Origin of the sequence: Myxococcus sp. NMCA1 (assembly GCF_026810205.1) — a bacterium.
GTDB classification, from domain to species: domain Bacteria; phylum Myxococcota; class Myxococcia; order Myxococcales; family Myxococcaceae; genus Myxococcus; species Myxococcus xanthus_A.
In genome coordinates, this window is sequence record NZ_CP113950.1 from 795000 (window position 1) to 808452 (window position 13453).

At 68.0% G+C, this 13453-nt stretch carries 12 protein-coding genes; 7 read left to right on the top strand and 5 right to left on the bottom strand.

Annotated features, from left to right (window positions below; genetic code table 11):
- Positions 1–5: 5 nt before the first annotated feature.
- Complete coding sequence (locus OZ403_RS03535; protein ID WP_268783467.1) at positions 6–992, bottom strand: siderophore ABC transporter substrate-binding protein; 987 nt, start codon at positions 990–992, stop codon at positions 6–8.
- 204 nt (positions 993–1196) lie between these two features.
- Here OZ403_RS03535 and OZ403_RS03540 point away from each other — a divergent pair, with 204 nt between their 5' ends.
- Positions 1197–1478 carry a hypothetical protein gene (locus tag OZ403_RS03540; protein ID WP_268783468.1) on the top strand — a complete coding sequence of 94 codons (282 nt, stop codon included), beginning with the start codon at positions 1197–1199 and terminating at the stop codon, positions 1476–1478.
- Between the two features lie 12 nt (positions 1479–1490).
- Here OZ403_RS03540 and OZ403_RS03545 read toward each other — a convergent pair whose 3' ends face one another.
- Both OZ403_RS03545 and OZ403_RS03550 read right to left on the bottom strand, forming a co-directional pair.
- Positions 1491–2903 carry an FAD-dependent oxidoreductase gene (locus tag OZ403_RS03545; RefSeq protein WP_268783469.1) on the bottom strand — a complete coding sequence of 471 codons (1413 nt, stop codon included), beginning with the start codon at positions 2901–2903 and terminating at the stop codon, positions 1491–1493.
- Positions 2904–3062: 159 nt separating this feature from the next.
- The gene (locus OZ403_RS03550; RefSeq protein WP_140797169.1) at positions 3063–3386 is read right to left on the bottom strand and encodes a hypothetical protein; all 324 of its coding nucleotides are present in this window, start codon (positions 3384–3386) and stop codon (positions 3063–3065) included.
- Positions 3387–3600: 214 nt separating this feature from the next.
- Here OZ403_RS03550 and OZ403_RS03555 point away from each other — a divergent pair, with 214 nt between their 5' ends.
- The 6 genes from OZ403_RS03555 (at position 3601) to OZ403_RS03580 (ending at position 9699) form a co-directional block, all read left to right on the top strand.
- Positions 3601–3876, top strand: coding sequence for a hypothetical protein (locus OZ403_RS03555; protein WP_268783470.1), 276 nt, complete (start codon positions 3601–3603; stop codon positions 3874–3876).
- A gap of 157 nt (positions 3877–4033) precedes the next feature.
- Complete coding sequence (locus tag OZ403_RS03560; RefSeq protein WP_268783471.1) at positions 4034–4540, top strand: right-handed parallel beta-helix repeat-containing protein; 507 nt, start codon at positions 4034–4036, stop codon at positions 4538–4540.
- A gap of 79 nt (positions 4541–4619) precedes the next feature.
- Positions 4620–6101, top strand: a complete 1482-nt coding sequence (locus OZ403_RS03565) for a hypothetical protein (protein WP_268783472.1) — start codon at positions 4620–4622, stop codon at positions 6099–6101.
- Between the two features lie 450 nt (positions 6102–6551).
- Positions 6552–7004, top strand: a complete 453-nt coding sequence (locus OZ403_RS03570; RefSeq protein ID WP_237078016.1) for a hypothetical protein — start codon at positions 6552–6554, stop codon at positions 7002–7004.
- A 226-nt stretch (positions 7005–7230) separates the two neighbouring features.
- Positions 7231–7503 carry a hypothetical protein gene (locus OZ403_RS03575; protein WP_237078017.1) on the top strand — a complete coding sequence of 91 codons (273 nt, stop codon included), beginning with the start codon at positions 7231–7233 and terminating at the stop codon, positions 7501–7503.
- Between the two features lie 141 nt (positions 7504–7644).
- Positions 7645–9699 (top strand): B12-binding domain-containing radical SAM protein, encoded by a 2055-nt coding sequence (locus OZ403_RS03580; protein ID WP_268783473.1) that lies wholly within the window; start codon positions 7645–7647, stop codon positions 9697–9699.
- A 58-nt stretch (positions 9700–9757) separates the two neighbouring features.
- Here OZ403_RS03580 and OZ403_RS03585 read toward each other — a convergent pair whose 3' ends face one another.
- Entirely contained in the window at positions 9758–12205 is a 2448-nt protein-coding gene (locus OZ403_RS03585; RefSeq protein ID WP_140797174.1) for an ABC transporter permease, read from the bottom strand.
- Positions 12206–12277: 72 nt separating this feature from the next.
- Positions 12278–13420 carry an aldo/keto reductase gene (locus tag OZ403_RS03590; RefSeq protein ID WP_268783474.1) on the bottom strand — a complete coding sequence of 381 codons (1143 nt, stop codon included), beginning with the start codon at positions 13418–13420 and terminating at the stop codon, positions 12278–12280.
- Positions 13421–13453 lie beyond the last annotated feature (33 nt).

The following is a 13453-nucleotide window of genomic DNA, read 5'->3' on the forward strand; positions in this document are numbered from 1 at the left end:
ACGGACTACTGGGCCTGCGCGTAGGCGCTCGCGACCTGGTCGCGCAGCTGCTTGACGGACTGGATGCCGCCGCCGGTCAGGTAGGTGATGCCGGGGTCCAGGTAGACGACCTGGTTCTTCTGCCAGGCCGTCGTCTGCCGCACCAATTCGTTGTCCAGCACCTGCCGGGCATTGCCCTCCTTCTGGCCGGTGGCGGCGTCCCGGTCGATGACGAACAGCCAGTCGGGATTCTTCTCCCGGATGAACTCCGCGCTGATGGACTCGCCGTGCAGCGAGGTGCGCAGGCCCTCGGCGGCCTCGGGCACGCCGAAGTCACCATGGATGACGCCAAAGCGGGAGCCCGGGCCATAGGCGCTCATGCGCCCGCCGGTGACGAGCACGACCAGGCCCTTGCCGCGCGGCGCCGTCACCTGCTGGAGGTCCGCCACCGACTTGCGCAGGTCCTCAATCAGGCCGCGCGCCTTCTCCTCCTTGCCGAAGACGCTGGCCAGCATCTCCGTGTTGGCAATCACCGAGGCGATGAAGTCCTTGCCGCTCATCGGCACGTCGATGGTGGGCGCGATGCGGGACAGGTTCGAGTACTTCGCGCTGGAGCGGCCCCCGGTGATGATGAGGTCCGGCTTCGCGGCCTGGAGGGCCTCGTAGTCGGGCTCGAACAGGGTGCCCAGGCGCGGGTACTTCGCGTCACGGAACCGGGTCAGGTGCTGGGGGAACATGTCTCCCGCCACGCCGTGGACGTCCACCTCCAGGGCCTGGAGGATGTCCAGCGCCACCAGGTCGAACACCACCACCCGCCGCGGCTTCAGCGGGACGACGGTGGTGCCCTGTCCGTGCGTCACCGTGCGGCCCTCCGGCGCGGCGGCCTCTGCGGCGGGTGTGGACGCGGCGGCGTCCGGGCGCTGGAACTTCACGCCCACCCACAGGACGGCCAGCACGACGACGACGGAAAGCAGGGCGAAGAGCGGAAGGGAACGCCTGTTGGATGTACTCACAGTGGTCGCCGGAAAGGGTGATTTTGATTCTGAGAATCAATTGCGTATCATAGGTGCTTACGTCCGCACCGTCAAAGCCTGGGTGTTTCTTCTGTCGCGCTCCGGGGCGGTCCCTCGCGCCGGGCTGCGGGTCGCCAGGCTGGCTGTTTGAATCCGGCCGCGCCGGAATGACGTTGCCGCTGGGGGACGCAGGAGGAGGACTCCATGGGCGAGGCATCCACGACCAGCACCCACCCCGAGCCGGGCATCCCCGCGCGCTTCTTCGGGGACCCGGACTTCGACTTCGAGGCGCGGCTTCACGAGGATGAGCAGTTCTGGCCCGGCCAATCCCAGGTGCTCTACCGCGCGCTGTCTGGTGAGAAGGTATTGGCCCGCTTCACCCGTGAGGACGGCGCGAACTTCCATTGCCAGCCATTGGGCCGCACGCTCACGGACGTGCGCATGTTCGACTTCTTCGCGGAACGGCTCGGCCGCCGCGTGCATTAGCGCGCGGGTCCGTCATGGAGACGAGGAGGGCAGGGCCGGGCGGATGTCCGTGTTCGCCCGCGCATGCAGGGGCATGAAGAGCGCGCGGGCGCCGTCCGCGAGCACTGGCAGGGCCACCGAAGGCTGGAGGACGGCGCCCAGCCCCGCCTGGAGATGCAGGAGGCGGTTGAACTGCCGGTGCACGGCGGCGTCCCGGGAGCTGCGCTCCATCATCCGCCGGATGTACCAGTGCAGCACCCCCACGCCGGGCTTCCGTTGGCCGACGGCCTGCGGGTACTGCAGGTCGATGTTCGTGCCCATGAACCAGGGCAGGCGGATGGTGTCGGACAGGCGCTTGCGGAAGCGCTGGGCGAGTCCGTCGAGCGTCGTGGGGGAGCGCCTGGCCTGCTCTTCGATGCAGGCGTGGAGCAGCGCCGCGCCCTGGGCCGCCACCGACATGCCCTGGCCGAAGACGGGGTTGAAGGCACACACGGCGTCACCGACGATGACCCAGTTCTCCGGGAAGCGCGCGAGGCGTTCATAGTGCCGCCAGCGGCTCTCCTTCACCTTGTGCAGGGTGAGCGGTCCCAACGGCCGGGCCTCCCGCAGGCAGGCGTACAGGTCCGGCTGGGGCAGGGAGCGGGCGAACGCGAGGAAGCCTTCGTCATCCGTGGGCGCGTGCTCACCGAAGTACCCATTGAGCGTGACAATCCAGCGGCCCTGCTCCACGCGGGAGATGAAGCCAGCGCGCCAGTTCACTGGCGGACACGGGTACTGCATGAGCACCTTCCAGTCCTCCTGGAGGTGCGCGGGAGGTTCGTAGAGGCGGGTGGTGTACGCGAGGTCCACCCGCACCTGTTCCTCCTCGGGACGTGCATGGCCCAGGGCCTCCAACCACTGGGGCGCACGCGAGCCCCGGCCCGTGGCATCCACCACCAGCGCGGCCTCCAGCGGCTCCTCCACGCCGTCCTTCTTCAATCGCACGCCGGTGACGCGCTGGTGGGAGGCGCCCGTGAGCAGCCCTTCGACCGAGACGCCGCCGTGAAACTCGACGTTGGGCAGCGCCAGCACCCGGCGCAGCACGTGCCATTCCAGGAAGGGACGCGTACACACCAGCAGGGGAAGTCCCTGGGGGACGCGCGACTTCCAGACGCCGAAGTGGTGCCACGCGACGTCCCGGCTCGAATCGATGAGCGCGGCCCCCTGGGCCTGGAGGTCCTGGAGGAGGCCGGGGAAGAAGCGTTCCAGGAGGCGGTGACCCGCGTCCAGCATCACGTGGACGTGCGTGCCCTGGGGAACACCTTTGCGCGCCGCGTGCGTGCCGGGGAGCGGGTCCCGCTCCAGGATGATGACTTTCTCGAAGTGGTCCGCGAGCGCGCGGGCGCTCAGCAGCCCCGCCATGCTGCCGCCCATGACCACGGCACGTCCAAAGCGATGTCCAGGCATGTCCACGTTTCAGGTCCCCTGCGTTCCATCCGACGTGCCCGCTTCGGGAGAAGGCAAGGCCATCTCCCGAAACCAGTCGCCGTCAGTGGGGACATTTCATGGCGTGGGTCTGACGTGTGCCGTTGGAATGCGCACGCGCTGCCCAGGCTGGACGCCTGCTCAAAGCAGTTCGCAGTCGGGGATGCAGTGACGCACGTTGATGAGCGTGCGCGTGCTCGCCATGCTGGACTGACACGCCGCGTACTGGGTCGCGGGCTGGCCGTTCTGACGCGTGTTTCCGCACTTCGCCGTACAGGCCTGCACGTTCTCGAACCAGTAGATGAGGTCTCCATTGGGGCAGTGAGGCGGGTGGCCCAGTCCCTGCTCGATGCTGATGGGGGCCTCACCCTCGGGGACGTCCATGTCGGCCTCTCCGCCACCGCAGGCGATGAGCGATAGGGAGAGACACGCGGTCAGCGAGGCGATGAGACGGGAGGCATTCATGGCTCGGCTCCTTCCAGGAGTGGAATCCAGAGATAGTGCACCATCCCCGGCCTTCACTGAAAGCACGTGCCGAGTGCTGCCGCGGAGGACAACCGCACCAGCACTTTTCGTAGGGAGCACAGATGCCGCGGCCCGGTCCGCCGCAGCCGCGGTCGCATTGGAAGTCGAAGGAGGCTCCCAACCGCAGGCGATTCATCGCAAAAGAAGAGTGACAATGGAGCCTGTTTCACTGCGCACCGCGTTCTGTGGCCTTTCTCTCATCGCGGCTCCCGCTGCCTTTGCCTGGGGGAGCACGCATTCCATTCCGCTGTTCGAGTCGCAGATGGCCGCGGGATTACGAACGCGGGAGATGGCGCGCTACTACGTCACCACGTGGGTGGACCCCTATGTCCGCGCGTGCCCGGGTGACATCGGCGGCTACGCCGTGGCGTTCGTCAACGAGGACTGGGACTCCGTCCGGTTCATCGAAGTGATGACCTGGTCGCAGTAGGGCCGGGACGCGGCCCTCATGGGGCGGCGGAGGCTGAATGGCCCCCTTCCACCGTCCCCTGCGTGTCTGTGGTTTGCATCTGTTCATTCGTTTGCACGTTGGCGTCCTCCTTGGGTGGGCAGCATGCCGCTCCCTCACGCTCACGAAGGAGGCACACGTGAAGACACGACACCCACTCTCCGCCCTGGTGACAGCCACGCTCATCCAGGTCAACGGCAACGGCGATGGGACGACGCTGCGCGGCTTATATGTTCGCAACGCCGGGAGCAACGGCATCCAGGTGCGCATGTCCGGAGAGGCGAGTGCTTTCACGAATCTCTGCGAGGACGTGCGCATCCAGGGCAACAAGGTGGAGAACAGCCGGCAGGACGGCATCAAGGTCCACCAGTGCAACCACATCCTCGTGGAAGGCAATCGGGTGGCTGGCTTCAGCAAGGGGAGCGACGCCGGCAACGAGCATGAGCACAGCATCGACTTCGTGGCGGTGGGCGCCTGTTGGCATTGGGTGAAGCTGCGCAACCTGGACACGTTGGCGCTCCAGTCTGGGAGCGTCACCTTCCGGGTGGAGAACCGGGAGAAGGGCGTCGCCATCGACCGGTCCTTCCTCACCAGCGATCCGAGCGCGCTGCCTTGGCCAGACGCCTTGTCGGATTTCCGGAAGTGACCTGCCCTCTAGGGCAATGGGCGTTCGCCACTCGGCTTCCCACCGTCCTCCGGTTTCGGACCGGAGAGGAGTGGTGCACATGCGCGTTGGCAGATGGTGTGTTCTTGCGGGGCTGGGGATGCTGGGCTGTGGTGGGGTCGAGGAGGACGTGCGCGCCGCCACCGGGGAAGAGCGGGTCCATGCACAAGCCTGTGCTCCCGGGGGCTCCGTCTACAAGGTGAAGGACATCCTGCCTCCGGGCGCGCCGCTCCCGTCCCCAAGCGTGCCGGTGCCCGACTCACTGACGAACGTGCAGGGCACGCTCTACTTCGGGTCGGACCTCTACGGAGACCGCGCCACCCTGTGGCGCAGTGATGGGACATCCGTGGGCACCGTGCCCGTGAAGGAGTTCATCGCGCAGGGGCCGGGTTACCGGGGACTGCGCGAGTTCACGTCGGTGGGCGCCCGCCTCTTCTTCATGGTGAATGAGCCACCATTCGGAAGGGAGCTGTGGGTCAGTGATGGGACGGGAGCGGGCACGCGGCTCGTCAAGGACCTCGAGCCGGGGACCGCCAGTTCCTCGCTGTACTACCTTGGACAGGCAGGGGACGTGCTGACCTTCTTCCGGATGCCCTCCGCGGGAGCCGGGCAGTCGCTGTGGCGCTCCGATGGGACGGAGGCAGGCACATTCCAGCTCATGGCCTACGGACCGGAGCAGGAGGTGTCGTCACGGTCGCTGGGGGTGGCGGGGGCGCGCTTGTTCACCGTGAGCAGCACGGGGGAGGGTACCTGGCTGTGGCGGACGGATGGAACGGCCGCGGGAACCACGCGGGTCAAACGCCTGGACGCGGAGCAGGTCTATCTCTCCGGCTGGGAGCACACCGAGGCGGGCGTGAGTGTCTTCACCTTCTGGGACTCGGGGTCCATCACCGAGGTCTGGAAGACGGACGGGACTCCGGGCGGCACCGTGCGCCTGGAGTCCTTCGGTGGCGATGTCCGGCTGTTGGGGGCCCTGGGTGGGCACGTCTATCTGTCGTCCGTTGTCGGGGGCGGGACTTCCTTGAGGGTGTCGAGGGTGTCGCTCGCGGGCGGTGGCAAGGAGGCGGTGACCACGCTGCCGAACCGCTACGCGGGCCAGCCCGGCGCGTGGCCCTTCGTGCAGATGGCGGTGCGCGCGGGCGGGAAGCTCTATCTGTCCGTGGGCATCGGCACGCCCGGGCCCGCGCCTCGCGAGGTGAGCCTCTGGGTGACGGATGGCACGGCGGCCGGGACGCGGGAGCTCAGCCGGGGCCTGTCGACGTCGGATGAGTGGGCCTCGCCGCTCTTCGACACCGGCGTCGGGACGCTGCTCTTCAGCACGAGCGAGGGCGGCACGGGCCTGGAGCCCTGGGTGACGGATGGCACGCACGAGCGGACAGGCCTCGTCGCGGACCTCAGCCCCCTGGGCGGCTCCGGGCCCGAGGACTTCACCCGCGTGGGCAGCACCGTGTTCTTCCGCGCCAACTCCAACACCTGGGGTGACGCGCTGTGGGCCATGCCCGCCAACGTGGCATGCCCCACCCAGGAGCTCCACGCGCGCTGACGCGATGCGCGCCGTGACGGCGTGAGGCGGTGGCTGGCGGCGTGCGTTCGAGCCTGCCTGGAGCAAGGCTCGACGCACGCGGTCGCAGCCGGTGTCGGGAAAGTCCCAGTTGTGACATGAAATGTAACAACCAGGCATCCATACATCGGTGATGGGGCTGGCTCTTGCCAGGAAATACGGGGGGATCCAAACGAGAATCGTGTCGTTGCGCGCCTCGTCGTGCTGATGGCATGTGACTGCATTCACACTTTGGCTGTCGTGATTTGACCGATAGTCCTGGCTGGATTATCTCTTCGTGCGCTGCTTCATGTCGCAGCCATGAAGCCTGTCGTCCATGCCGGTGGTCTGAAAAGGCAGGGCCCCATGAAGACGCTGAGCCGTGCGATAGGCCCGGGGCCGGCGCTGCTCCGCTCGTCGTCCCGCAGCCCATTCCCACAAGGAAGGTAGCCTGTGAACAGTCCCATCCTGATTCTGGGTTTGCTCGTGGCCAGCGCAGGCCCGAGTCATGCCGCGAACTCCTCGCGTGAAAGGGCGGCCACGGTGAACTCCGCCAGCTCCAGTGCCTCGACGGACCGTGTCTCCATGCAGGCCAATGGCGCGAGCCTGGTGGTCGAACTCAAGACGGTGCGTGACGTCAGCGCGGTGGTCGTCACCGAGTCGTCTCCAGTGGCGTTCTGGCCCTTCCAGAAGAACGACGTCATCGTGCGCATCAACACGAAGCAGATCTCCCGACCGTCGGACATCCTCTTCGTCTGGCGTACCGGCGCGCCCTCGTCCTTCGAGTTCGAGGTCCTCCGAGGCGGCACGCGCCTGGTGTTCACAGGCACGGCCGCGGAGTTCCCGGGGCTGGGCCTGCCGCCCACGCCGGAGCCGCCCCCGCCGCCTCCGCCCCCGACGCCCTGAGTCCCTGGCGCCGCCCGTCTCCAGTCAGTCGCGAGGCCCCGGTACGCCGGAGGCCCGCGTCTGCCATTCCAGGTGCCTGACGAAGCCATTTTAGTCGTGTGTCTGTTTTTGTCGGGCTGCGTCTTGATATGGCGTGAGAAAGTCATGAACAATCAAGACGCCCGGACAGGTGATGCGTGAAGACCTGAACGGGTCGCAGACAAAAACAACACCCCCGGAGGTACGCATGGACGACTCGAAGAAGGGTTCTCGTCGTACGATTCGCGCACTTGCCTCACCGGCTGCCCTGACGGTGCTCTTCGGAGCCTTCGCCAGCAACGCCGCGACCCTGAAGCCCGTGGTGAATGACACCATTGGCGTCAACAACGTCAGCTTCCCGACGACCGAGGTCCAGCAGCAACAGCAGCAGCAACAGCAGCAGGTCGTGAAGCCTGGCACCATGGCCAGCGGCAAGCCGGTGATGCTCCAGTCGCTCGTCGCGGACCTGGGCCTCGCATAGCTCCACCGAAGTCTGTTGTCAGCGCTGCCTTCCTGTGGGGAGGCAGCGCTTCTTCGGGGGCATTCAATTCATGGGAGCGCTCCCGGCGCGCGATGACGCACAGCCTTGTCGGTTCAGCCCAGCACATGGAGGTTCTGGCCCATGGAAACGCCCTTGACGCAGCGGCCCGGTGACACCCCCCAGGAGGCCCGCGACAGCTCGCGACCGGACCTTCATCTCGTCTTCCCTCCGCAGTGGTCTCCGCTCCAGCCCTTTCTGAGCACCCCGTCGCTCAAGGCCTACCTGGAGCAGAAGGGCCACCGCGTCCACCAGGACGACTGGAACGTCGTCTTCTACCGCTGGTTCATCAGCCGGGCGCGCCTGCCCCTGGCGCGGGCGCGACTGGAGCGCTTCATCGAGGCGCTGTCGGATGAGCACCGCCTCTACCGCGCCCGGTGCCTGCAGGCGCTGGCGACGCTGGAGGAGTATGAGCAGCTCATCGTCCAGGTGGAGGGGCTGCGCACCGGCGATACCTACGGCACGGTGGAGAGCTTCAAGGACAGCGTTGACGCGCTCAAGGCGCTGCTCGCGGCGTTCTCCGCGGCGGAGCCCGTCATCGAGGTGGGGACGACGTCACTCCAGGACGGCGACGTCCTGGGCTCCATTCCGTCACTGCTCGCCTTCATCGACAACCGCAACGCCAACCCCTTCATCGCCTTCTTCGAGGAGCAGGTCGCGGGCGTCAAGCAGCTGCCTCGCTACTTCGGCGTGTCCATCATCGGCACCGAGCAGATTGTCGCGGGACTCACGCTCTGCCGTGTGCTGAAGCAGCGCCATCCGGACGTCCCGGTGCTGGTGGGGGGCAGCGTGTTCTCCCGCCTGGTGGAGAAGGAGAGCACGTGGGTCACCCAGCTGTTCGACAGGTGCTTCGACTTCATCTGCCGGTACGAGGGCGAGCGCCCGTTGGACCGCTTTCTGTCCGTGGAAGACCCACGGGGAGACCGCCCGCCCAACTTCGCCTTCATGGAGGGTGAGAACCTGGTGCTGACGCCGCTGGGGGACTCACTGCCCATGAGCGAGGTCCCCACGCCGGATTTCGAGGGGCTGCCGCTGGATGAATACCTGTCCCCCGAGATTGTCCTGCCGCTGTTGACGACGCGCGGTTGTTACTGGGGGAAGTGCGCGTTCTGCTACCACGGCATGATTTACGGCGACCGCTACCGCATGCGCGCGCCCGAGATGATTGCCAAGGACCTGGAGGTGCTCAACGCGCGCCATGGCGTCCGGCACTTCGCGTTCAACGACGAGGCGCTGCCGCCCAAGCTCTTCCGCATGTTGCCGCCCGCCGTCCCCAAGGGGCGCTACTTCTTCACCGCGCTCTACAAGTTCGAGAAGTACTTCACGCGGGAGGACTTCCAGAACATGCACGACATCGGCTTCCGCTCGCTCTACATCGGGCTGGAGACGGCGTCCGAGCGCGTGCAGCGCCACATGCGCAAGAACAACACGCAGAAGGTGATGGTGGACAATCTCCAGTTCGCGCATGACGCGGGCATCTGGAGCCATACCTTCAACTTCTTCGGCTTCCCCACGGAGACGGAGGCCGAGGCGGAGGAGACCGTCCAGTTCCTGCTGGGGCATTCGGACATTCTGCACTCGGAGGGCACGGGGACCTTCGTCTTCGAGCACAACGCGCCCATCCACCTGTCGCCCGAGCAGTTCGGCGTGAAGACCTTCAAGCCGCGCACGGACACCGTGCTGGACCTCTTCTACGAATACGAGCCCGCCACGGGACTGGACGCGGCTGGCGCGCAGGCCGTGCTGGAGCGCTACAACCGCCTCAAGCGCGAGCGGAAGGTCTACCAGCATGGGCACTGGGTGGACCGGGAGCACCTGCTGCTGCTGCTCGGCCGCTACGGGCGGGACGCACTGAAGAAGGCCTTCGCCGAGGTCGAGGATTCGGACCGGGGCTATTCCGCGGCGGAGTTGCTGCGGGGCTATGAGTTCGACACGCCCGAGGGCAAGCGTCACTTCGTGGTGAACCGCCGGTTGCGCCGGGTGTGCATCACCAACGAGGACGCGGTGCGCATCGTCGGGTGGCTCCAGTTCGGCGCCAAGGTGGAGGACCTGCTCTCCGCCTATCCCGCGCTGTCGGCCGCGCTGGACCCGGTGCCCGAGGACGTGGTGGAGCTGACAGCGCTGCGCGAAGCGTCCTGAAGCCAGTGGCCCGTGTCCCTCGCGCCTGGAGGCCCCGGGCGCGAGGGACAGCGCCCCGTCACCGCTTCTGGATGGCGATGATGGGGTCCACGCGGGAGGCGCGGCGCGCGGGCAGCCAGGTGGCCAGCAGCGCCACGCCGCCCAGCAGCAGGGCGAACACGCCGAAGGTCAGTGGGTCCGTCCCGCTGACGCCGTACAGCAGGCTTTCCATGTAGCGGGACAGGCCGAAGGCGGCGACGAGCCCCACGCCGATTCCCAATCCCGCCATCTTCATGCCCTGGTCCATGACCAGCCGCACCACCCGGCCCGGAGGCGCCCCGAGCGCCATGCGGATGCCAATCTCCTGGGTGCGTTGCGAGACGAGGTAGGAGATGACGCCGTAGAGGCCCGCGGTGGCCAGCACCAGCGCGATGAGCGCGAACGCGCCCAGGAGCGTGAGGCTCAGGCGCCGTCCCGCCACGGACTGCTGGATGATCTCCTCCATGGTCATGATGTTGTAGAGCGGCTGCTCGGAGTCCACGGCGCGCACCGCGCCGCGCAGCGTGGCCGCCACGCCTGCGGGCGCCGAGTGTGTCTTGAGCACCAGCGTCACCGCTTGGAAGTACCAGAGCGTGGAGCGCGGATGGTTGTAGGGGAGGTGGACCTCGGGGAGGGGCTGCTGGTCCAGGCCCGCCTGCCGCACGTCTCCCACCACGCCGATGATTTCCACGGGCTGGCCCCCGACGAGCAGCCGGCGTCCCACGGCCTCGCTCCCCGCGAAGTGCCGGCGGGCGAGGGCCTGGTTGACGATGATGACCTGCTCGGCGCCGCGGCCGTCGTCCTCGGTGAAGTCGCGGCCGGCCAGCAGCGGTATCCCCAGCGACTTGAACAGGTCCGGGCTGGTCGTCCTGAACTCCGCGAACAGCGTCTTGCCCGGCTCCGCCGGCAGCTCGCCCTCCACGGCGTAGTCCCCGCTGGTCCACGCCGTCTGGATGGGCAAGAGGGAGATGAGCGCCGCGGACTCCACGCCTGGGAGCGTCCGGGCCTTCTCCAGGATGGGCTGGAAGAGGCGCTCGACGACCTCCTCCCGGGGGTACTGGTTCGGGGTGATGGGCAGGTGGGCGGTGAGGACGTGGCGCGGCTCCAGCCCTGGCTCGGTGCCCAGCAACTTCACGAAGCCTCGCAGCAGCAGCCCCGCTCCGACGAGCAGCACCAACGACAGTGCCACCTCCGTCACGACGAGCGCGCCGCGAAAGTAGTGGTGCGCGCGCGACGGAGACTGCTTGGCCCCCGGCTCCGCGAGGCTGGCGCTCAGCGGCGTGCGCGTCGCCTGGAGCGCCGGTGTCAGGCCGAAGGTGAGCGCGCTTCCCACGGAAATCAGCAGGAGGAAGCCGAGGACCCGCCCGTTGAGGGGAAGGTCCCCGGTGAGTGGGAAGGACGCCCGGACCAGGTTGCCCATGGCGCTCACACCCCAGGCGCCCAGGAGCACGCCCAGCAGCGCGCCCAGCAGCGACAGCAGCAGGCTCTCCACCAGGAGCTGCCGCACGATGTGCCCCCGGCTCGCGCCCAGTGCGAAGCGGACGGCAATCTCCTGCTGCCGCGTGGAGGTCCGGGCGAGCAGCAGGTTGGCCACGTTGGCGCATGCGATGAGCAGCACCAGCAGCACCGCGCCCTGCAGGAGCAGCAGCGTGGGCCGCACGTTGCCCGTCACCGTCTCCGCCAGGGACACCGCCGTGGCGCTCCGCCCGGCTTGCTGCGCGGGGTGTTCCTCCTCGATGCGGCGCGCCACTTCCTTCAACTCCGCCGCGAGCGTCTGGGGCGGGACACCCGGGCGCAGCCGCCCGAGGACACTCAGGAAGTGCGAGCCCCGGTTGTCCACCCGGTCGGCGGAGGGGACGAAGGGGATGAAGACCTCCATCCGGGCCCCCGCGGGAAAGCCCACCGCCGTGGGCAGGATGCCCACCACGGTGTGGGGCTGCCCGTCCAGCGTCAGCGTGCGTCCCACGAGGCCCGGGTCGGCCCCGAAGCGGCGCTGCCACAGGCCCTCGCCGATGACGACGACGGGCGCGGCCCCGGGCTGGTCATCTCCGGGCGCGAAGCCGGGGCCCAGCTTGGGCGGCGTGCCCAGGAGTTGGAACAGGTTGGCCGTGGCCGCCACCACGTTCACCCGCTCCGCGCCCTCGGGCGTCATCAGGTTGCGCCCCTGGAACTCGTAGGCGGCCACGCCTTCCAGCGAGGGGAGCTGGGTGGACCAGTCCTGGTAATTGGGCCACGACACCGAGCCCAGCCACTTCGGGTCCCGCGACGGCGTCGTCTCGAAGAGGCGAACGAGCTGCCCTGGCTCGTGGTAGGGCAGCGGGCGGAGCAGCACCGCATCCACCACGCTGAAGATGGCCGCGTTGGCGCCAATCCCAAATGCCAGACACAACACGGCCACCAGCGTGAAGACCGGGTCCTTCCGGAGCATCCGCGCCGCGAACTTGAAGTCGCTCGCGATGTCCCCCACTCCGTCGGCGATACGGGCCATGTCCACCTCGCGCGGGTGAGCCTAGCAAAAACAGCTCACCCGGCAATGAGGCCAAGCCCTGAGGGGCGGTGGTCAGGCCTTGGAAGGGACGGGCGCGTCCCGCGCAATCAGCCCTTCCTTCTTCAGTGCCTCCCAGAAGGTGTCTGGAATCGCGACCTTCATGGACTGCACGTTCGCCTTCACCTGTTCGGGCGTGCGCGCTCCAGGAATGACGGAGGAGACGACGGAAGGCGCGGCGGCGAACTGGAGCGCGGCTGTGCGCAGGTCGATGCCGTGCTTCGCGGCAATCGCGCTCATGCGGGCGCGCTTCTCCTGCACGCCGGGCGGAATGGTGCCGCCGTAGAGGTAGCGGTTGCGTCCGGCGAGGTAGCCGGCGTCGAGCGGCGAGCCCACCACCACGGAGATGCCGCGCTTCTCCAGGGCGGGGAACGTCTTGCTCAGGGCCTCCTCGTGGTTCGTCAGCGAGTACTGCGTGGCCAGCAGGAAGATGTCCGGGTCGCTGACCTCGAGGGCGCGCAGCGCGGGCTCCGCTCGGTTGACGCCGAAGCCCCAGGCCTTGATGAGGCCTTCCTCGCGCATCTTCGTCAGCTCGGGGATGGCGCCCTTGACGGCCTGGTCGAAGTACTCCGTCCACTTGTCGCCCATGTCCTGGTTGTCCGGCGACAGGTCGTGGATGAACACGATGTCGATGCGCGACACGCCGAGCCGCTGCAGGCTGTCCTCGACGGAGCGGCGCACTCCGGCGGACGAATAGTCGTACCGGTAGCTGAACGGAGAGGCGTCGCTCCACAGTAGCTTTGGCGGCGGCGCGTCCGCGGCGGTGAGGATGCGGCCCACCTTCGTGGACAGCACGTACTCGTTCGCGTCGCGGGTGTGCAGGAAGCGGCCGAAGCGGCGCTCACTCAGGCCCAGGCCGTACCAGGGTGACGTGTCGAAGTAGCGCACGCCAGCGGCCCAGGCGGTCTCCAGGGTGGCCTGCGCCTGCGCGTCGCTGGTGGACGCGAAGCCATTGCCAATGGCCACGCCGCCCAGGCCAATGCGGGTGGTGGGCCGGAACTTGCTGCCCGGAGCGTTGGTGGGAACGGACCGGGTGGCGTGTTTGCCCTTCGTCGGCATCACCGCGCCTTCGCCCGCGGCGCTGGCGAGCAGGGGCGCGGCGGCGAACGCGGCGGCCCCCGTGGCGGCGGCGGAAAGGAATTGGCGTCGATTCCACATGTCTTCCTCCAGGAAGTCCGGGCCGGGAGGGCT